This is a genomic window from Ruegeria sp. BC5, assembly GCF_056539205.1.
In genome coordinates, this window is the sequence record NZ_JBQFUN010000004.1 from 150,525 (window position 1) to 170,352 (window position 19,828).

General features: G+C 54.8%; 18 protein-coding genes and 1 pseudogene. 6 read left to right on the plus strand and 13 right to left on the minus strand.

All coding sequences use genetic code 11. The features are described from left to right. Nucleotides 1–90 precede the first annotated feature (90 nt). Nucleotides 91–444, plus strand: coding sequence for a putative quinol monooxygenase (locus ACR0LY_RS12255; protein ID WP_010437910.1), 354 nt, complete (start codon nt 91–93; stop codon nt 442–444). Between the two features lie 506 nt (nt 445–950). Then, complete coding sequence (locus ACR0LY_RS12260; RefSeq protein ID WP_170350247.1) at nt 951–1,163, plus strand: eukaryotic translation initiation factor eIF-2-beta/eIF-5 family protein; 213 nt, start codon at nt 951–953, stop codon at nt 1,161–1,163. A 173-nt stretch (nt 1,164–1,336) separates the two neighbouring features. On the opposite strand, the gene ACR0LY_RS12265 is transcribed toward ACR0LY_RS12260, so the two are convergent. The 3 genes from ACR0LY_RS12265 to ACR0LY_RS12275 form a co-directional block, all read right to left on the minus strand. Beyond that, the gene (locus ACR0LY_RS12265; protein WP_170350246.1) at nt 1,337–1,744 is read right to left on the minus strand and encodes a (R)-mandelonitrile lyase; all 408 of its coding nucleotides are present in this window, start codon (nt 1,742–1,744) and stop codon (nt 1,337–1,339) included. Nucleotides 1,745–1,918: 174 nt separating this feature from the next. Further along, nucleotides 1,919–2,323 (minus strand): DUF4345 domain-containing protein, encoded by a 405-nt coding sequence (locus ACR0LY_RS12270; RefSeq protein WP_170350245.1) that lies wholly within the window; start codon nt 2,321–2,323, stop codon nt 1,919–1,921. Nucleotides 2,324–2,351: 28 nt separating this feature from the next. Then, complete coding sequence (locus tag ACR0LY_RS12275) at nt 2,352–3,179, minus strand: NmrA family NAD(P)-binding protein (protein ID WP_170350244.1); 828 nt, start codon at nt 3,177–3,179, stop codon at nt 2,352–2,354. A gap of 137 nt (nt 3,180–3,316) precedes the next feature. Between ACR0LY_RS12275 and ACR0LY_RS12280 the strand changes: the two genes are divergently transcribed. After that, on the plus strand, nt 3,317–4,324 hold the full coding sequence (locus ACR0LY_RS12280) for an AraC family transcriptional regulator (RefSeq protein ID WP_170350243.1): 1,008 nt from the start codon (nt 3,317–3,319) through the stop codon (nt 4,322–4,324). Here ACR0LY_RS12280 and ACR0LY_RS12285 read toward each other — a convergent pair. Together ACR0LY_RS12285 and ACR0LY_RS12290 are read right to left on the minus strand one after the other, a co-directional pair. Further along, complete coding sequence (locus tag ACR0LY_RS12285) at nt 4,291–4,764, minus strand: GNAT family N-acetyltransferase (RefSeq protein WP_170350418.1); 474 nt, start codon at nt 4,762–4,764, stop codon at nt 4,291–4,293. The two genes, ACR0LY_RS12280 and ACR0LY_RS12285, sit on opposite strands and share 34 nt — an antisense overlap. A gap of 66 nt (nt 4,765–4,830) precedes the next feature. Then, a complete protein-coding gene (locus ACR0LY_RS12290; RefSeq protein ID WP_170350242.1) occupies nt 4,831–5,478 on the minus strand; it encodes a class I SAM-dependent methyltransferase in 648 nt (215 codons plus the stop codon). Nucleotides 5,479–5,574: 96 nt separating this feature from the next. Between ACR0LY_RS12290 and ACR0LY_RS12295 the strand changes: the two genes are divergently transcribed. After that, entirely contained in the window at nt 5,575–6,474 is a 900-nt protein-coding gene (locus tag ACR0LY_RS12295; protein ID WP_170350241.1) for a LysR family transcriptional regulator, read from the plus strand. 391 nt (nt 6,475–6,865) lie between these two features. Here the strand turns inward: ACR0LY_RS12295 and ACR0LY_RS12300 are convergent. The 6 genes and pseudogenes from ACR0LY_RS12300 to ACR0LY_RS12325 form a co-directional block, all read right to left on the minus strand. Then, nucleotides 6,866–7,551, minus strand: a pseudogene (locus ACR0LY_RS12300) (D-lyxose/D-mannose family sugar isomerase). Next, the gene (locus tag ACR0LY_RS12305) at nt 7,548–8,825 is read right to left on the minus strand and encodes an MGH1-like glycoside hydrolase domain-containing protein (RefSeq protein ID WP_170350240.1); all 1,278 of its coding nucleotides are present in this window, start codon (nt 8,823–8,825) and stop codon (nt 7,548–7,550) included. Before ACR0LY_RS12305 ends, ACR0LY_RS12300 begins: the two are co-directional and overlap by 4 nt. A 12-nt stretch (nt 8,826–8,837) precedes the next feature. Then, nucleotides 8,838–9,878: an ABC transporter ATP-binding protein gene (locus tag ACR0LY_RS12310; RefSeq protein WP_170350239.1), complete on the minus strand. Its 1,041-nt coding sequence runs from the start codon at nt 9,876–9,878 to the stop codon at nt 8,838–8,840. A gap of 23 nt (nt 9,879–9,901) precedes the next feature. Further along, nucleotides 9,902–10,738 (minus strand): carbohydrate ABC transporter permease, encoded by an 837-nt coding sequence (locus ACR0LY_RS12315; protein WP_117871523.1) that lies wholly within the window; start codon nt 10,736–10,738, stop codon nt 9,902–9,904. Then, nucleotides 10,735–11,580, minus strand: a complete 846-nt coding sequence (locus ACR0LY_RS12320; RefSeq protein WP_170350238.1) for a carbohydrate ABC transporter permease — start codon at nt 11,578–11,580, stop codon at nt 10,735–10,737. The genes ACR0LY_RS12315 and ACR0LY_RS12320 overlap by 4 nt, the downstream gene beginning before the upstream one ends. 76 nt (nt 11,581–11,656) lie before the next feature. Further along, a complete protein-coding gene (locus ACR0LY_RS12325) occupies nt 11,657–12,925 on the minus strand; it encodes an ABC transporter substrate-binding protein (protein ID WP_170350237.1) in 1,269 nt (422 codons plus the stop codon). A 211-nt stretch (nt 12,926–13,136) separates the two neighbouring features. Between ACR0LY_RS12325 and ACR0LY_RS12330 the strand changes: the two genes are divergently transcribed. Further along, a complete protein-coding gene (locus tag ACR0LY_RS12330) occupies nt 13,137–14,147 on the plus strand; it encodes a LacI family DNA-binding transcriptional regulator (RefSeq protein ID WP_170350236.1) in 1,011 nt (336 codons plus the stop codon). Between the two features lie 659 nt (nt 14,148–14,806). Here ACR0LY_RS12330 and ACR0LY_RS12335 read toward each other — a convergent pair. Further along, nucleotides 14,807–15,979 carry an SGNH/GDSL hydrolase family protein gene (locus ACR0LY_RS12335; protein ID WP_170350235.1) on the minus strand — a complete coding sequence of 391 codons (1,173 nt, stop codon included), beginning with the start codon at nt 15,977–15,979 and terminating at the stop codon, nt 14,807–14,809. A gap of 472 nt (nt 15,980–16,451) precedes the next feature. On the opposite strand from ACR0LY_RS12335, the gene aspT reads away from it, so the two are divergent. Further along, nucleotides 16,452–18,152, plus strand: a complete 1,701-nt coding sequence (aspT, locus tag ACR0LY_RS12340; RefSeq protein ID WP_170350234.1) for an aspartate-alanine antiporter — start codon at nt 16,452–16,454, stop codon at nt 18,150–18,152. A 1-nt stretch (nt 18,153) separates the two neighbouring features. On the opposite strand, the gene ACR0LY_RS12345 is transcribed toward aspT, so the two are convergent. Beyond that, on the minus strand, nt 18,154–19,827 hold the full coding sequence (locus ACR0LY_RS12345; protein WP_170350233.1) for an aspartate:alanine exchanger family transporter: 1,674 nt from the start codon (nt 19,825–19,827) through the stop codon (nt 18,154–18,156). Between the last annotated feature and the right edge of the window lies 1 nt (nt 19,828).

Consider the following 19,828-nt stretch of genomic DNA (forward strand, 5'->3'; position numbering starts at 1 on the left):
GGGTATCGCAGTGCTGTAGGATAACGCCATCCAGCAGGACGGGTGTGTTTTGCGACCTTCGCCGCTTTTAGGTCAATGAAGGAGACAAATATGGACGATGCAATGTTTGGTGGGTTCTTCGTGATCAACGTAAAACCTGAGTATCGGCAGCCCTTTTTGGACGCCAGCATCTTCCAAGCGCAAAATGTTGTCAGTGAAGAACCCGAAGTTTTCCAGTTTCATATTATGGTGGATGAAACAAACCCAAATCGTTTCTATTTCTACGAAGTGTTCAGGAACGAAGCCGCGGTCCAAGATCATTGGGAATCTGAAACCTTCAATAACTGGTTGAACACTGTCCGAAAGATGCTGGATGGTGAGATCGAACTTGTTGCCAGGATGCGCTCGCTTTTTCCGACGCCAAAAGGTTTCGAGGCGCAAAAAGCAAGCCTGCTACTATGGTAAAATTGACCAACGTTTGAAATTTTCGCCCGTGCGAGAACATTACGGGTTTTGGTGCTGGTCCGCTTTGGACTCGATGCGATCATGCGATGATTTTTCGAGAGCGTCTTCGATGCGCTCGAAGCTGACACCCGACAGATTTGACTGAACAGCTGCCAGCCTATTTCAGAGAAAAAGGGAATTTCGTATGAACACATGGATTTATTTTGGCTTCGCGTTGCTGGTTTCAGCGTGCAGCCCACCTACACAGGCTCCATTGGTCACTGACGCGAACGGTCAGACTGCCATCCAAATCAACACAAGCGGGCTGACATGCTACGAGTCGACCTGTCTGGAGATCACAAGAGGCAGCGTTCGCGCGATCGGACACAAGAGAGCTCGGATCCCAAAAGGTATCGATGTCAGCAGCGGAACCGTCACCCCAGACGAGTTCAAGCGGATGCGCCAATCAGCGATGCTGGCGGGGGGACCCGGTTCTGGCAATCGGTAAAGGAAGGAGAGGTCGTGATATGTTCAACGATGACGTCCAGGCACGATGCCCGGAATGCGGATCGCTGGATACGGTGGTTACGGGTGAGAAGGCTGCCTGCAAGGCATGTGGGTACGAGGAGCCTTTTCTGTTCGATGAGGCGGTGCGCGACGGATCGCATGAGGTTGTGGCCAACGCGCAGAAAATGGCACGGACGAGAGACGTTCTGCAGCGATGGGATTTTGCAGGGTAAATGGGTGGCTGAGGGGGCCAGAAATCCAGAAAAGTGAAAACGCGCTGTGCGGGCCTCTCAGGGACGAAACGAGGGCCGCGCCTGTCACGAGATGAAAAAATCCGTTAACCCCTCTTTGAATGGGCGTAGAAGGGGTTACTCTGCTGCGACTTGCTCGGTAGGGCTCCAACGCTTCATTCTGCGCGGGCTGCGCTGTAATCCTCGTCTGAGACATGCTCCATCCAATCCGCAGTCTTGCCTTCAACAGAGGTCTGCACAGCCAGATGGGTCATCGCACAGTCAGGCGACGCGCCGTGCCAATGCCGCTCTCCTGGCGCGAACCACACCGTATCGCCAGGGCGCAACACCTGCACTGGCTGCCCCTCAGACCCAGCCAGGCCCAAGCCCGACAAAACATGCAGCGTTTGACCAGCAGGGTGCGTGTGCCAAGCTGTCCGTGCGCCGGGCTCAAAAGTCACCGTAAGGATCTTGACCGGCGAGGGATCATTCCCCGTTACAACGGGATCAAAGCGGACCGTACCGGTGAAATACTCATTGCCGGGAAATTGAGAGGGCCGGTCCCCGGCGCGGTGAATCTCCATGATGTGCTCCTTCGATGCGCTGCTCTTGGCGACTTAGCAGAGTTCCGATTTCAAACCCAGAGGTGCGCCGGGTCGACGCGGCCATCAGAGCGCCATTGTCGAATGCCCAGAATGCGACTGGAACCGGTCATCGGTTTGAACAGGACCTACGGCCGAGTTGCAGACAAAGCCGTCTCAGGCTGGCGCTGCAGATTTCGCTTTTCCACCGACAACCCACAAACACAACACCGCAAGCAAAACCTCTATCGCAAATGCGGCAAGAATGTTTTCGGATGGCCAACCATCGAGGACGAAACTGATTGTCCTGCCCACGGCGAAAGCTGAGAAAACCGTGGCCCCAAGCAAGGCTGAGGCCTGGACCAACTTTTGGTAAAAGGCTCCGCACAAAATGATCAGGCCAAGTACCGCGAGATTGGCAGCAGGTGCACGCAACTCACTCATCAGGTTTGGCTGCGGCGAGAGTACGATGCCGTAGTTGGCGTAGAAAGACTGTGGGTCCAGAGTGATGGCCAGACCTATGGCGAATGCAGTTAATCCGGACATGCCCAAGATAAGCCTGCCCCTAAGTTCAAGTTTCATGTTTGTCTCCAATGTCCTTTGGCCTGGCTCAAGCGGCTTTGGTCCACGCGCCAGACATTTCAGCTTTGTTTGCGAAGTCGGCGAAGTCGCGTGGCGCGCGTCCAAGCGCACGCTGGACTCCGTCCGCGAGGTTCGCATTGCGCCCGTCCAGCGTTTCACGCGCGATGTCCGTAATCACATCAGCAATCATCTCGCCATTCGCATGCGCGATTTCCGCGTGGAAGTCTTCGAATGAAATTGGCAGGTATTGCACAGTCCTGCCCATGGCGCGCGAAAGCTCTGCGGCCATGTCGGCAAACGTCATGAGACGTGGTCCCGTGACCTCGTACAGTTCGCCGTCGTGTCCTTCTTCTGTCAAAGCAGCTACGGCAACATCGGCGATGTCGTCCACGTCGATGATCGGTTCGCGCACATCGCCGGCGGGCATCGGCAAGACACCTGCCATGACCGGACCAAGCAATGCCCCTTCAGAGAAGTTTTGTGCAAACCATGCTGCACGAACGATAGTGAACGGAACTCCGGAATTGCGTACGACTGCTTCCGCTCGTTCCGCATGAAACTCGCCACGCCCGGTCAGCAGCACAAGACGCTGTAATCCCTTTTCACGAGCCAATGCTGTGAAGGCTTCGACTTGCTCAACCGCGCCAGGAAAAGCGATGTCAGGAAAGTAAGAAATATAGGCAGCCGAAACGCCTTCCAGGATTGCGGGCCAGGTCTGCGGTTGTTCCCAGTCAAATGGCGTTTCACTGTTCCGCGATCCGCGCCGGACTGTCTGCTCTTTTTCTTCCAGACGTGTCGCGATCCGCGATCCGGTTTTGCCTGTTGCGCCAAGTACAAGAATGGTTTGCTGTATCATTGGTCATCTCCATGAGTTCAGTTGATGGCCCGAAACTAGGCAATCAATAGAGATGTTCTATTCTTCAGAATCCGATATTCTTATTCGATCGTCCAAAGTAGATAGACGAATAGCTAAATTTCAGCCAAGGTCCCCACATGAACAAGGTTGAACCGCATGTCCTTGACCCAGATGCACTGGCACAGCCGATCGGCGATCCGCTGGGGGAAATCCTCCATTTGCTGAAATTGACAGGTACATTCTATTGCCAGTCTCGCATGACTGCACCATGGGGCGTATCGATACCGGGATTTCCCGGCGTACTGAGCTTTGCGGTCATCACACACGGGCGGTGCTTGATGAAGGTCGGTGACGATGACCCGTTCGAGGTCGAAAAAGGCGATCTGGTCTTGATGACCAACGGAGCACCGGTCGGTTTCTTTAGCTCAGAAGACACGCCGCTTTTGACGCTGGAGGAGTTGCCCATTCGCAAGGTAACCGAGCTTTATGAAACACTGGAATACGGCGGCGGCGGCGCGGAGACGGGCATCATGTACGGCTTGGTCCGAATAGATCACGCCGCCAGTGATATGTTGATGCGCTTGCTTCCGGATGTACTCAAAATCGACCCGTGGGAGGAGGACGCCGGAAGTTGGTTACAGGCAACTTTGCAATTCATCGCAAAAGAGGCGCGGGAATTGAGACCGGGTGGCGAAACCGTGATTACGCGCCTGGCAGATGTCGTTGTCATCGAGGCCATTCGTCGTTGGCTGAACAGCGCACCCGATTCAGATCGAGGCTGGTTAAAAGCTGCGCGAGACCCGCAGATCGGGCGCACGATAGTCGCCATTCACCGTACGCCTGCTGCGGCTTGGACAGTCGAGTCTCTCGCGGAGGTTGCTGGTATGTCCAGATCCGCGTTCGCGGCGCGGTTTACTGGGTTGGTAGGCGTTCCAGCAATCCAGTATCTTGCAACGTGGCGTATGCACCTGGCCAGCGAAAGGTTGGTGTCTACCGATCAACCAATCTCGCAGATCGCCGCTGACATCGGATACTTGTCAGAGCCTGCGTTCAACAAAGCCTTCAAACGGGTATTTGGCGCACCACCGGGAAAAATCAGGAGGAACGGAATTCACTCCGTATCCAGGCGAAACTTGAGAAACTGAGCATCTTCGTATTCGATCTCGCCGATGTGTTTGGCACCGAGTTTCTGGAGTGCACCCAGATTTTTTCTACTTGGTGGCAGCAGAAACGTGACAAAGGGGATACGTTTGTCAGCGATCGCAAAGTCGATTGCCATTTTGGAAATCCGGTTCCCAAGTCCAAAGGCGTCGGGCCGCAAAACCAACCCAAAATCCCACTCGTCACCTTCTTTTTGAAAGCCCCCCCAACCAACATACCGACCGCTTGACAAAAACGCCCAATGTCCAAGACCGTCCCGCGCCCAGTAGCCTTCCTTTTTGGCGATAAATTCTCTTGCGACCTCAACATTCCATTTGAACGTCAAAAGCGGCATATGCTCTGCTACCCGGGGGTCGGACATATGAACCGCAATGTCATTCGGATCGATTTCCGAAAGGCGTGCAAATGAAATCCCATCTTTCATCATTGTACTCACTTGATGGCCCGAGCTGTCCCTTGCATGCAAAGTAATTATGGCGCGAATACTGTTTCACAGCTTTCTCGCGACAATGTACCGGCTCGGCAATAACCCGGCTTGATCCGCTGTCTCAACGATATCGAAGCCCGCACGTTCAATAGCGTGCTGGAGTTCAGCTACGGACACAAAATTTACGAACGGAGCTTTCCCGAGCACCTGCATAATCGGGATCGCTATTCGGCTGATTATGCCATATTTGAACCCTCCACTCTCTGGAGCGCAGACGGTCTTGGAAATGAATACCCCACCGGGTTTTGTAAGGGTCGCAATGTGTTCGAGTGCATGACCCATGTCGGGTACAAGGTGCAGTAGATTATGCGCGAGGACAGCGTCGTAAGAACCGTCGTCAGGATCGTGCTGCAGAACCTCGGCCACTTTGAACGTGACATTCTCCAGCTCTTCTTCGGCGAGTTTCTCGTTGGCGATTTCGATCATCCCCGGTGCGAGATCGGAGGCAGTGACTTGAGCCACATGCGGTGCCAATAGCAACGCGGTTGACCCCGTCCCACACCCGATTTCCAACACACTGTCTTCGGCTTGCAGGTAGGATTTTGTACGTTCGAGCGTGTTCAGATACCCTTCCATGTTCCGGATAGGATCAGCCGCATATTTGCGCGAAATCTTGCTCCAGAACTCGGCATCTTTGGACAATGCAGCCATCTTTTATCTCTCTTTCAAACTTTTCACAGCAGCCAGTAAATTAAAACACGATTTTATGGAATTGCCAGATATTGCAGAACTGTTATGCATTAATGCATGAATTGGAACGCTATCAATTTCGATTGGAACCAGGCACGGTCCTTTCTTGCAACGGCAGAAGAAGGTTCGTTTTCCGCGGCGGCGCGCGTGCTTGGGCAGACCCAGCCAACTGTGGGTCGGCAAGTCGCCGCGCTGGAACAGGCGCTCGGCGTCACCTTGTTTGAAAGGGTTGGCAAGTCGCTTAATCTGACAACCGCTGGTGCTGAGCTGTTGGTACATGCCAGTGAAATGGCAAATGTTGCGAATAGGATTTCTCTGACTGCAACAAGCCAGTCACAAGCCATTGAAGGGCAAGTCAGGATCACTGCGTCCGACGTGATGTCAGCCTATCAGCTTCCGCCTATTCTTAAGCAGATCAGGCTCGCGGCACCGCGGCTTGAGATCGACGTCGTTGCGGCAAACGATATACGAGACATACAGCGGCGTGAAGCAGATATTGCAATTCGGCATGTTCGCCCAACACAGCCAGACCTGATTGCAAAACTGGTGGCAGAAGCGACGGCACATTTTTACGCCGCCCCTTCGTACCTCGAACAGGTTGGACGACCAAGAAATGAAGAAGAAATTGCCAAGTTGGATTTCGTCGGTTTTGGAGACATTGACACGATGATTGGATTTCTCAATCCGGCTGGCATCGAAGTAACCCGCAAGAATTTCCGGATTGGATCGCAGAGCGGGATAGTGTCATGGGAGCTTGTGCGCCAAGGCTTCGGCATTAGTGTTATGTCAGACGATGTGGCGGCCCTTACGCCCGGTGTGGAGCGTGTTCTGCCCGAACGCGAGCCGTTCAAGTTTCCTATCTGGTTGGCCACACACTCTGAGTTACAAACAGCGCGAAGGATCAGGTTGGTATTCGATCAGCTCGCAGACCATCTCGGCTCGCGGACAAATTATTGAACGTGAGTTGGTCTGGTGTGTGAACTGGAACCTGCTTCGGGCTCAAGGCAGTCATCTGAGTCTTTCTGTCAGATGACGGCTTAGGAACGGATAGCGGTCATTGTTGGTGGTCATTCCGAGGAATTTCGCCTGAAGGTCTGCATTGAACGCGCAGCGGACGTTCGCTGAAATCTGCTGAACGGCAGAAATGCGGGACGAAGCCGCCGCTGCGAGATGCTGGGTGAAGGTCCGCTTTGGTTAACTCTGGGAGTGGAAGCACAATGTAGAGGACGGCCGGATGAGGTCCACACAACATTGCCAAATTATTCAATGCAGGATGACTGCCTAAACGCGGCTATGGGGATCAAAGTTTGCGAAAGGTCTGCCGAGAATCCGCCACTGTTTTCATCGATCAACCCAGCCATTTGGAATAGTCGCTGACCAACAGATGTGTCGGAGCGACATCCTCCTGAATCTCGGCAAATCGGCCAATTGGGTCACGAAAAATATTGTCGGTCTCGTCGTCATTGACGGTCGAGACCTCGCCTATCAGCACATCCCCGCCTTCGCCCCAGAACGCGTGCCAATCACCAGGACGCAGGGTAACGTTTTCACCCGGTGCCAGGCGCGGCTTCTCGCCCGGTTGATAATGATGTCGGAAGCCGTCCAGCCATACCACACCGCCGCGATCCTCTGCAAAACCACCCGCGTTGCCTGAGCCGAAAAGCTCAACAATCAGAGTTGCGCCACCGCGGTTGATGATATCCTCAGCTTTCAGAACATGCGTGTGCATGGGCGACAGCTGGTCCTGCCTTGAAATCAACAGCTTCTCGGCGTAGCACATGCCGCCGCCCTTGGCCAAATCACTCTGTAACCGTTGCGTAGGGTAAAGAGGAACAGGCCCATCTTGTCAAAATCACCGTCACCATAATCGGTGATGTCCCAACCGCACCTTGCATCAATCACGTGACGGGCATCACTTTCACGGGCCTTAAACTCCTTGGGTGTCCAAAAGGCAAAGGGCGGCAACGTGAACCCGTGAGTGCGGATCATCTCATCTGCTTGGGCCATGATTTCATTGATGCGCGAACGCTTCATGCCGGCACTCTTTTGGTTTTGAGGATTTCGATTACCATGGCTGCGGTCCACGTAAAGCTGCCGCCGCCACAAGGTTCACCACTCATCGGGTCATAATATTCTGCAAAGCCGCTTTTCTGAATAAGCTTTAGGCTGTCGGCGAGGATGCGTTGTGCCATTTCCCCCTGCCCGGACTGACCTAGACCTTCAGCAATCAAATAATTTACGATTAACCATGTCGGCCCGCGCCAGTAGCGCAGGCTGTCAAAAGCGCCATCTGCCGGATCGTGACTGGGCACCAGATAGCCGCATCGCTGGCCCAACAAGGCGATCCTGCGTACCAACTCCTCAGCGCGGCCATGAGGGACATCGGCAATTGCTGCGAGTAGCCCTGCTACCGTGGGCGTGCTCTGCAGATGACCAGCAGCGCGGTTGTAACACGTGTATTGTCCAAGTGTCCGATTCCAAAGGCTTTCCAATGCCGCACGACCCTTCACGGCCATTGTTCGTGCCTCCGAAGCCATTGAGGTATCGCCCAGGACTTCGGCCAAATCCGCTACATCGTCGCAGGACCGTATCAGGATACCGTTGAAGCCCGGATCAACCAGCCGGAAGGGTGAGGCATCGTGGAGCTTCGCATTGTCCCAACCAAGCCCTCGGAAATGTTCAAGCAGCCAGATGTAACACTTGTATTGCTCGTCCGACGGGCGGTGATCAGGATTGGCGTGTGTCGTATCGCGCCGCGTAAATGGCGCGACGCCCTCGATCGGCATGGCTTCCAGCGCTTCATCCCAATCCACCGAGTTGTCTCGGCCAGACTCCCAAGGGTGAATGATTGCGACCAACCCCGTACCGTCGGGATCGCGGTCGCGATAGAACCATTGGTGCCACGCATGAACCTTTGGTAGGAGCTCAGCCAACCGTTCGCGCGCAACAGCCTTGTCGTTGGACCGATCGTAGAGCTTCCGCACAGCAAAGCCCGCGACCGCTGGCTGGGTGATGCCAGTCGTGGGTATAACTTGACCGGTTTTCCAGACTTCAGGGCCTGGGAAATATCCGTCATCGGGTTCATGAAAGATGATATGGGGCACCATACCATCGTCCCATTGATGAGCCATAAGAGTCTCGACCTCGACCCATGCCCGATTCATGTCAAAATGTGAGAAGCCAAGCGCGGACAATGCGCTGTCCCAATTCCACTGAAAGGGATAGAGGCCATGGGTGGGAACTGTATAGCTACCCCGGTCATTTCCCTCCATGACTTCACGAGCCTGATCAATCAGCGCTTGGCTCATATATCTTCTCCTTTACGCGACAGCCAAAGTGGTTTCGGGGTCAAACCAGCGACCCCGGCCTTCTTGCGGCGCCAGCGTAAGTACGTCACCAGGTTTCACGCTGAGCTCACTGTCCAGGACAGCGCGGAACTGGTGTCCGTCCACTTCACAAGTCACCAACAAATGTGCGCCCAGAGGCTCCACTACTTTGGCTCGCGCTCCAAAACCCTGATCCGCAATGCGCAGATCTTCTGGACGGATGGCCCATTTAAGATCTTTTCCATTTGCCGGCCCGTCAAAGCTCTGTCCCGCCACTGTCCAGCGACCAGAGCCCGCAGCTTCAGCGGGGAGGAAATTCATCGGAGGGTTGCCGATGAAACTGGCCACAAACTCGGCCGCTGGATCCCTGTACACTTCGATGGGTGAGGCTGCCTGAACAATTTTGCCCTGATGCATAACGCTGATCCGGTCAGCCATGGACATAGCTTCGACCTGGTCGTGTGTCACATAGATGGCGGTGGTTTTGCTTTCGGCCAGAACGCCTTTCAACTCGGCACGCATCTCCATGCGTAGGAGCGCGTCAAGGTTCGACAGCGGCTCATCCATCAGGATCACGTCCGGCTCCATTGCCAACGCACGGGCAACAGCGACCCGTTGACGTTGGCCGCCGGACAATTCTCCCGAATAGCGCTTTAGAAGCTGTTCGATATGCATCAGCCCAGCAGTTCTCTCGACCCGGCGTTTGACTTCATCATCGGGCAGCTTTTGCATCCGAAGACCAAAGCCAATGTTCTCGAACACAGTCAGGTGTGGGAACACCGCATAGTTCTGGAACACCATCGAGATGCCGCGATCTTTGGGCGACAGGTGATCTACCCGGCGGCCACCGATCCAGATTTCGCCGGTCGTAGCCGTTTCCAACCCTGCGATAATGCGTAAAAGCGTAGATTTACCACAGCCCGAGGCGCCCAAAAGGACCATAAATTCCTGGTCTGCGATGGTCAGGTTGATGTCGTGAAGAGCCTGGTAAGATCCAAAGTTCTTGGCGACGTTCTTGATCTGTATTTCAGCCATAACAGTTTCCTTTCAGCCACCGCTCAGCGGTTGGCGATGCCCCACATCGCAAAGAGATATTTGCGCACGGCGAAGATGAAGATCAGCGCAGGCACCACGAGGATAAAGCCGCCTGCAAATTTCAGGTGCAAAGGGGCCTCGCCCAGGGTCTGCAACAGGAACGCGGGAAGCGTCCGGTTCTCGATGGTCAGAACGGCGGCAGCGAACACTTCGTTCCACGAGATCACAAAGGCGAAAATCGCCGAGGCTGTGATCCCTGGTAGCACCAGAGGCAGGATCACCTTGGTGAATGCGGTCAGCCGTGTGCAGCCCAATGTCCAGGCTGCTTCTTCGAGCTCCAGCGGGATACCCGAGAAGAGTGAAAAGGTGATGAGCACCGCGAAGGGGATCGCCAACGTTGTATGAACCAGCGCCAGACCAAAAGCCGTATCATCCAAGCCCGTACGGATGAAGAGAACTGCCAAGGGTAGTGCCAATAGCGGAAGCGGGAAGGCCCGTGTCAGCAGGATCAGCAGTCGGAACAGTTCTTTCCCTCGGAAGTCGAACCGCGATAGCGCGTAGCCCGCGGGGGCGCCTATGGCGATGGACATCACCATCGTCATCAAAGCCACCACAACCGAGTTCCAAAGCGCCCTCAGCATCCCCTGAAACCCCATAAAAAACTCCAAGGATCCCATATTGAACTCCGGAATGAAGCTCTTGGGAAAACTGTTCACCGTATCCGGTGAAGACATCGTGTTCACGAACAGTAGGTAGAGCGGAATAATCACCCAAGCGCACAGCAGGATAACCCCAGCCCGATAGAGCCCCCTTCCCGCTTTGCGGGCGTCAGGGGCCACAACGTCTGCAACTGCCGTCATATCGTGGCTCCTTTCGGGACGCGCAGAGCGCGCATGATGATCAGAGTGAAGACGATCGAGATGATCAGAACGATGATCGCCAGCGCTGCTGCTGCTCCGCCATTCTGCAAGTCAAACTGATAGGCGTAGATTTCGCCCATAAGCACCGGGAATATCGTTCCCCCAAGGGCTGCGACCACAGCAAAGACTTCAAAGGCCAGAATGACACGCAGGACCAGGGCAGTTTGCAGCGATGGGCGCAGAAGCGGCAAAGTAATCCGGGTGAACTGTTTCCAGCGCGAGGCGCCAAACACATCCGCAGCCTCGTAGTATTCCTTGGGGATCAGACCGATGCCCGCCACAAGGATCACAAGCATAATCGCGGTCGCGCGCCAAATCTCGGCAAGCATAATCGCCAGGAACACAACCCAGGGTGTTTGATAACTCAGCAAACTTACAGGTTGGTCAGTGACACCAAGCCCAACCATCATCGAGTTCAGAAAGCCCGACTGCTCGAAGATCGCCAACCAGATGATACCTGCAGCAAGATCAGAAATCCCCAAGGGAATGGTCCAAATATATAGAACCAGATCACGGCCCTTTTGCATCTTCGTGACCATCGTGGCCATTAGAAGTGACAGCGCCAGCTGAATTGGCACCACGGCTGCGGCCAGAAGAAAAGTGTTCTTCATCGAAATCGGGAACTTCCAGTAGCTCACAACCTCGCGAAAGTTATCCAGTGAGAATCCGTTCTCAGTTCCAAACGCCTGCTGCGCCACTAGCGCAAACGGGTATAGGAAAAACAGGCAGAGAAACAGGGTCACCGGGAGGATCAGAAAGTAAGGCAATAGCCGCGCTTCCATCGGACCGCTCCTTTAAGTTGGGGATTTGCTGGGGAGCCGGGCCACAGCCTCCGCGGCCCGGCAGTCATGGAAGGTCTTATTCGACCGGGCAGGCACCTTCCGAAGGCGCATCTGGTGCCCAGCAAGGCGCGCCGGTTTCGGCCATGATCTTTTCCAGCTGTTTCTTCTGATCTTCCAGAACCTGCTCAATGGGTTGACCAGCCAAAACAATGCGTTCGAAAGCATCCACGTATACACGGTTGAAGTCGCCGCCCATGCTACCCAGACCTGCAGGCAGTAGGCCGGGATTAGCGTCTGCCGAGCTGCTCATCTTGGCAACCGCTTCGCCGGCAGCTTTGACCGAAGGCGGTAGATCGTCTGGTAGCTCAACATCAACCACAGGGAAGAAGTTAGTGGCTTTAAGGGTTGCGATCTGTGTCTCGGGCTGCATCAGATAAGTCACCAAAGCTTTGGCACCTTCGGCATCCGGCGCGGTGCGTGGGATGGCAACACCTGCCAAAACAGGCATGAAGCCACGACCAGTCGGTCCAGCAGGCGCCGGGAAGGCGACGAAATCGTCGGGACGCTCATTGAAAGCCTGCGCAAGGCGCGAAGTATGATCAAAGACAATCCAGGCATCGCCGTTCAACAGCTGCTCCTGCATGAATGAGAAGTTGGTTGATGCGGGGTTCGTATGGCTCCAAAGTTCTTTGAACTTTTCCCATGCCGTCACAGCCTCGGGCGAAGCAAAGGTCCGCACAACACCGTTGGTGTAGGACGGGTAAAGATAACCTTGGAAAAAGCGGTGTTTCAGACCCTTGGGTCCCGCTGGAAAGCCGAACTTCTTCTGACCCGTCGCTTCTTCAACGTTCGCCGCCCACGCGATCAACTGGTCATAGGTCAGTGCATTGATGTCCGCACCTTCAGGCAGGTATTGCAGCGCTTCCGTATTGGCGGCCATGATATAGCTCGCTTGCATCCACGGCATATATTGCAGACTGTCGGTTCCCAGCTTAGCCAGATCATTGAAAGTGCCCGACGCCGACATGACGCCAAGATCGCTAAGGTCCATCAGGTCATCAGGGTTCATCGCCGAGAAGTTGCCATGCAAGGAACCCAGCAAGTCAATGCTGCCTGAGTCGGCTTGCAGCTCGGCTTGCAAGCGAGTGAGCCAGGGGCCATCTTCGTTCGGTTGGTAGTCAACCCCGCTCTCGAAGCCACCAAGAACCTCACTCCGCATAGCCTGCGCTTCTTCGGCGGGCCGGGCCTGGGTCGACCAGAACAGAGTTTCAGCTTGCACGGCAGCTGCGCCAACAAGCATCGCAACACCGGACACGGCACCCGACAGTTTCAGATGAATCGACATGATTTCCTCCCTATGTCTGAGGCTGACCGAAACCCGACAACCTCTCTCCCTCGCCGACACCTTTGGGTCAGTCTGCGGGCGAATGCAGTTAATATGATATATCGTTGTATCTTGAGTCAAGCCTGTTGCCGCCAAGCTTTCGCCATAATTTGCTTGCCAATTTCAAAACCAATTGCGACTTTAGGCAAACGATATATCTAAACTGTGACCCATGAAGAAAAAACCCACCCTATCCAGCGTTGCCAAAGAAGCGGGCGTATCGGTTCCAACCGTTAGCCAAGTTATGCGTGACACCGGTCGAATTTCAGAGAAGACACGTCAGAAAGTCCTGAGCGCAGCCAAGCGTCTGCGCTACGTCCCAAATCAAGCGGCGGCTACAATGAGATCAGGGGACAATCGCGAGATCGGGTTTATCCTAAACAAATTGGCAAACCCGTTTAACGCAGAGGTCGTGAGTGGCGCCGTCGACTTGCTCGAAACCGAAGGGTTCATGGTGTCGATCCTCGATGCGCAAGGCGATCTTCAACGTCAAGACCGCCTTCTGGAAGCCTGCATCAGATTTGGCCGACGTGGTTTGATCTGGGTTCCGGCGCTCGACACAAGCGAAGTATCTATAGAGCTTCTGAATGCTCACGGTGTTCCCGCTGTGACATTCATGCGAAAGGTGTCGCAGTCTTTCGACCATGTCGGCATTCTAAATACCGAAGCCCTCGCACAAGCCACGCAGCACTTGATAGACTTAGGGCACAAGCACATCGCTTATTTTGGCGGCACCGAGCAATCGTCCGTGCGTGAAGAACGCATTGCCGGTTACCTTGGCACTTTAAAGCAGATGGATAACGTGCAGCCAATTGTCTGGCCATGCGATGAGAATAAGAGTGCTGGCGTTGACGCTATTGCCGCACTCCGTCACCAACACCCCGAGGTGACGAGTATTGTTTGCAACGGAGACGTTGTGGCGCTTGGCGCTTGCTTCGGCTTGATCCAGTCCGGATTGAAACCAGGGTATGACTTTTCGGTAGTAGGCTTCGATGACATCGAGGATGCGGCCGTCTCGACGCCCGGCCTCACGACCATGGCGATCGACCCGAAGAAGTTAGGCAAGCGGTTGGCCGAGGTCCTTCTGGACCGAATGCGAACACCCGATCTGCCAGTCCGTCATTTCGAGTATTCTGCGACTCTGACAATTCGAGGAACATCGGGAACAGCCCCTGACCACTAAAGTGTATATCTCAGTTGCTGTCGCAGGCGTTCATTGCAGTACCATGCGATGTTTGACATTTTGGGCTCGCTACGGACCTTCTCTGCACCAAGTCCGAATTGGCAGTGAGAGCCCTTAGCAGAAACTACGGCCGACATTACCGCCTGCCCGGTCTACGACTCCGGCAAATTGCGCGCACACGGCTAGGATGCGCGAACGTCCCAACCGACGGCGAAGCGGAAATCCGGTTCGCCCAAGGCACTCCTGTGGCGGGTCAGTTGGGCAATAAACGGAAGAAACCGCATAGTTTTTCGCCGACGCGATCTACTCTTGGATCATAAATGTTCTTGCAAGCCAGCGTATCGCTGGCTTTTTCTTTGCCATTGGAAGGAAAAACTTTGCTGCAAAAAAGGAATGTTGGGTGCAGCAATCGAGTTACCGCGCATTGATTTCATTGTGCTTTTTCGGGCGAAAAAGGAAAACCTTTGAGGGTCGAGCCAAATAAAACTGTTTGCATTTGAGCGGTGTAAGACAGCTGCTGCATAAAATTACCGTGGAAGCATATCTCTAACAATCGAGATATGGCATGCACGGCTGTTGTTGCCCCATGACAAGTACCTTATGCTACGCCACTAAAGGGAAGTGTCCGGTTTCGTGCTATGAGCGTAGCACGGGGCCCGTTACGGCCACGGACGAACCAAGATATTAGTCATAAAGGCAGCAAAAACGTCAGAGCCGCCCTGCCCCCAGTGACCGTCATGGGGAAGCCAGAGCTGCTTTAGCTGGCTACGAGGAACGCCCGTAAAGGCCGCGCCCCCATCGACGAACTCTGCGCCAATATGTTCGGCAAATGCACGCGCGTTTTCCCTCCGACACAGATCGGCGTTGACGGCGCCATTGATCAACCCCTCACGGCTCCAGATGTAGACAACAAGGATCGGGAGGTCACGGTCCTGTGCATAGCTCTTAATGGAATCGAAAAGTGCAATCCTGTCTGGGTCGCTTTCCCCCACACAAGCTGTCCGTTCCGCCCAGTCCTCGTCATTCCGCCCCCGGCGAAACTGATGGACGACCGGTGTAAGCAACGATTTGACTCGATCGAAAACCACGAAGCGCCAGACTGGGTGAGACATTTGTTTTCCGCGAAGAACTGCATCAAACTCTTCGGAAGAAACGATCCATGAATTCTCAGGACCCGCACCATCCAGTGTTTCCATTGCCTCTGCAAGGTCTTTTGGGTGGTCGTCCCGGCTCCAACCTGACACCTGCATGGCAGCGCGGCGATTCTGATCTCGGTAGTCAGCATATCTGAACCGGCGCCCGAGATCCCATTTCCAGACCGCAAAAATCAACCCATCGAGCTCATATGGATCCTGTTGAAGAATGCCATCAATGATACTGGCCCAGTTTCCAAGCCCCCAACCGTCACCTGAAAGGTTCAATAAGGCGACATCCTCGCCCTTCATTTTCAGCAAATCTTCGGCCCTGTCAGGCCAATTGTGCGAAAGATAATTTCCCGCAGTGAATGAATCGCCTAGAACAGCTAATACGCGCTGATCCGGCGACTTTTTTTCGGTTGGAAAATCGTCCCTGTCAGGAAATCCCTGCGCGTTTCCCTCTATCGTGCCCAAAGAGCTTAGCACACCGTAACTGATCTTAAGGTATCGCGACGGGGTTTCCGTAAGTTTATATCCCATTACAGGATCAAACTGGACAGTTTTGCCTGCCTCTTCCGCAACCCAGATTGATTGCCCGCTTGAGAAGTACACATATGTAGAGACGGTAATTTCACATATGCCATAGAGCCCCACCGCAACCAGAAAATTGATCAATAAAATTCTCAACACTGACATTATCAAAACGCCCCTAAATCTCCAGTGATCGCTGACACTAGTCTGAAAATTATAGCCAATGTACCGCCTAGGAATGCTGTTTTCCGACCACATCACATTAGCTCATGTGCGATTTCTTACAATTTAATTTCTGCACATGGGACGTGGGACCAAATCTTGGCGATAAATTTCAAGTTCCATTCAAACTGAGCCTTTCTTGGGCGGAGCATTCAGGGAGGTTATCCCCTCAAGCATTGCGACCTAAAGTCTTAGCTGTTGTCGTAGGCAAATATTTCTGTGAACCATGTTCCCGCGCGTCACGTTCGACCCAATTACAGAAACTAATTTCGCCAGGCAATTTGACAGATCACAAAACCGATGCTTACCTGAGCGCGACGCAAAACAGATAATCTAAATTTCCAAGCATTATCAGCGTTCTGAAGCACCATTCGTGGCGCCGTTAAAGCCAGACTTGAACCCTGGAGAATTTAAGATGGAATTGATCACTGAACAGCTCCGAGCCTTTCCGATCATGGCGCTTTTTCTCTGTCTTGGCCTGGGATACGGCGTCGGCAAGTTCCGGGTCGGCAAGTTCGAACTGGGTGGCATCGCCGGAACCTTGCTGGTGGCCGTTTTCGTGGGTCAGATCGGCGGTATCAACCTGAGTACGGATGTTCAGAACGTCTTTTTCTCGCTGTTCATTTTCATGGTCGGCTACAATGGCGGCCCGCAGTTTTTTGCGGCTCTGAACCGAACCGCCCTGACCAAGCTGCTGGCCGCGTTCATGATGACGCTATGGGGGCTGTTCTTCGTCATCGTCGTGGCTCGATTGGCGGGGTTGGACAAAGGGCTGGCCGCCGGGTTGGCCGCCGGAGGGTTGACGCAGTCAGCGATCATCGGCACCGCCGGCAATGCCATCGACTTGCTGGGGCTGGCAGCGGATGAGGCAGAAAAGCTGAAAACCAATATCGCGGTGGGGTATTCGGTCACTTATATCTTTGGCTCAATCGGTCCGATCCTAGCGGTCAGCGTTATCCCGATCATCATGCGTGTCGACCTGCGCCAAGAGGCAATCAAGCTGGCTCAGAAGCTCAGCGGTGGCGGTCGCAAGCTGGAGGAAGGTGAGTTCCTTCCGATGAACCGTTTTGATGCCCGCGCCTATCAGGTGAATGCAGACGCCGCGATTGCAGGCCAATCGGTCAAATCCATCGAGGGCAGCTATGACGGTGATCTGGTCGTCGAAAAGCTGCTGCAGGACGGCGTCCCGGTGGATCCGACGCCGGGTACTTTGATCAGCGCAGGGGACGTGATCGTGGTTTCTGGCCTGGTCGGAACGCTGACACAATTCGAAGGTACAGCTAGCGGTGAAATCGGAGAATACCCGCCCGAACTGACCGTTGTGGAAGAGCGCCGCAATGTCGTGGTCACCAACCGCAAACTGACCGGCAAGACGCTAGTGGAATTGCGCGAGGCGTTGACGGCGGATCAGCGGCGGGGCGTCCACATCTCAAAAATCATCCGCATGGGCCATGAAGTGCCAGTGCTGCACAACACCGAAATCCACGCGGGTGACGAAGTCAGCATTGTCGGTCACAAGGATGATCTGAACCGGGTTGCTAAAATGGCGGGCTATGTGCCGCCCGCAGCCTCGGTCACCAACTTCATTGCACTGGGGATCGGCGTGGCTGTTGGTTATCTGATCGGTGAGATCAGTTTTGTCATTGCCGGTACGAAAGTGGCGCTTGGGTCCGGTCTTGGTTGCTTGGTAACCGGGCTAATCATCGGATACCTGCGCATCCGGCGGCCCAAGATCGGTGGGATCAATCGTGGGGCTGCGAATTTCCTACAAAGCTTTGGCCTGGCCGTGTTCGTTGGGGTTGTTGGCCTGAACGCGGGTAAGCCTGCGCTTGAAGCCATTCAGCAATACGGGATCACCTTGCTGTTGTTGGGCGTCGTGGTCACACTGATGCCGATGATCGTGCAGTTCCCGATCAATTATTTCGTCTTGCGTATCAAAAACCCGGTCGAGGCTTGTGCAGTGGTGACAGGGTCGCGGTCGGGTAATCCCGGTTTTGCAACGCTTTTGGAAAAAGCCGGGAATGCAACCCCGACGCCCGCGTTTACGATGACTTATGCGGTGGCGAACATATTCCTGACACTCTGGGGTCCGTTGGTTGTGGCATTCGTGCCGTAAGCTACATCAAAACGATCACGATGACCGAGCCCCACAGGGCCAGCAAGACGTTGCCCACGGCATAGCCAAGACCATAGCCCAGGGTTGGAACCTGGCTCTGCGCCGCTTCCTGCACGGCAGCCAGACCGGGGGCCGAGGTCCCTGCCCCGCAGCAGGTGCCCGCCAGAACGCCCTCGTTTATGCCAAAGACCTTGCACCCAACAATGACCGCCGACCCATGGGCCAACAACACGATGGCCACCGACCCGAAGATCAAAGATGGCCCGCTTTCGATCACCCCGGTCACAAAGCTCGGCCCCGAGGTGATGCCCACGCAGGCCACAAACACGCACAAACCAAGCGAGTCGAAAATCCACAGCGTTGCCTCAGGCACAAAGCCGAATGTGCGGTGGACCGAGCGCAACCACCCCGCCACCAGACCGCCAAGCAGCACGCCGACCGACGTCCCAAGCCCCAGTTCTATCGCGCCGTACTTCAACGCGGGGATACCGATCAACCCGCCCATCAGGATGAAAAAGGCCACAAAAACCATATCGGTCTTGCTGGTTTCACGGTCCAGATAACCAAGGCGTGCAGCGGCATCCTCGATATGACTGCGAGTGCCCGAAACGGTCAGCACGTCACCCTTGTGCAGGGTCACGCCGCGAAAGATTGGCAAACGCTCGCCGCTGCGCATGATGCCGCGCAGGTAGATGGTGCGCGCTTCGGGACGGGCGGACAGTTCAGCCAGGGTCTTGTTGACCACCTCGTTGTTGGTCACAACGATGTCGTTGGTTTGAACCGGCAAGTCCAGAAGTTCAGGATCTTCAACCTCTTCCCCCAATAAGGCGGTGTGTTCGATCAGATAGGATCGCACGCCGGCGATGGCGGCTATGTCACCCTCTTGCAGCACCATATCGCGTGTGGTGGGCAGGATCTTATTCCCCCGGCGGATACGATCGAAAAACGCGCGGACATGTTCGGGCACGCGGGCCTCAAGCTCGGAAATCCTGTGGCCGACGAATTCGGGATTGATACGATAAGCGCGGGCTTCGAAATCGCGGTGTTCAGACACCATCGGGGCGTCGTTGCTGTTCAACCCGGCCTCGTATTCTGCGCAGGCCTCTTTCAGCGACCTGCCATAGAGCCTGGGCGCCAGCTGCGTGTGGAAAATGATGGTCGCAATGACCCCGACGAAGTAAGCCACAGCAAAACCGGTGGCAATCTCACCGTCGAAAATGGCTTGCGCGGTCTCGTCGGCGCCAGCTTTGGCAAAGGCGTCAATGGCAACACCCAAGGTCGCGCTTTCCGTGACACCGCCCGCTAAAAGCCCCGCAGCAATTCCAACGGACAGCCCCATAAGCGGAGCTAACAGCACCGCGACCAACAGCGCCACAACACAAAGCAACACTGTGATGGCAATCTGCGGCAACGCACTAAAGTTCAAAGACCGAAAAAATTGTGGCCCGGTTCGGTACCCAATGGAGAACAGAAACAGTAAAAAGAACGCCTGTTTCAGGTCATCTGAAACGACCACACCGGTCTGGCCGACCAGAACACCGGCCAGAAGACAGCCCGCCACCGATCCAACGGTAAACGAGCCGATGGTGATCTTGCCTAGCGCATAGCCAAGGGCAAGACTGCAGAACAAGGCCAGCGCAGGATGAGGGCCCAGGATCGACCCGATCAATTCCATG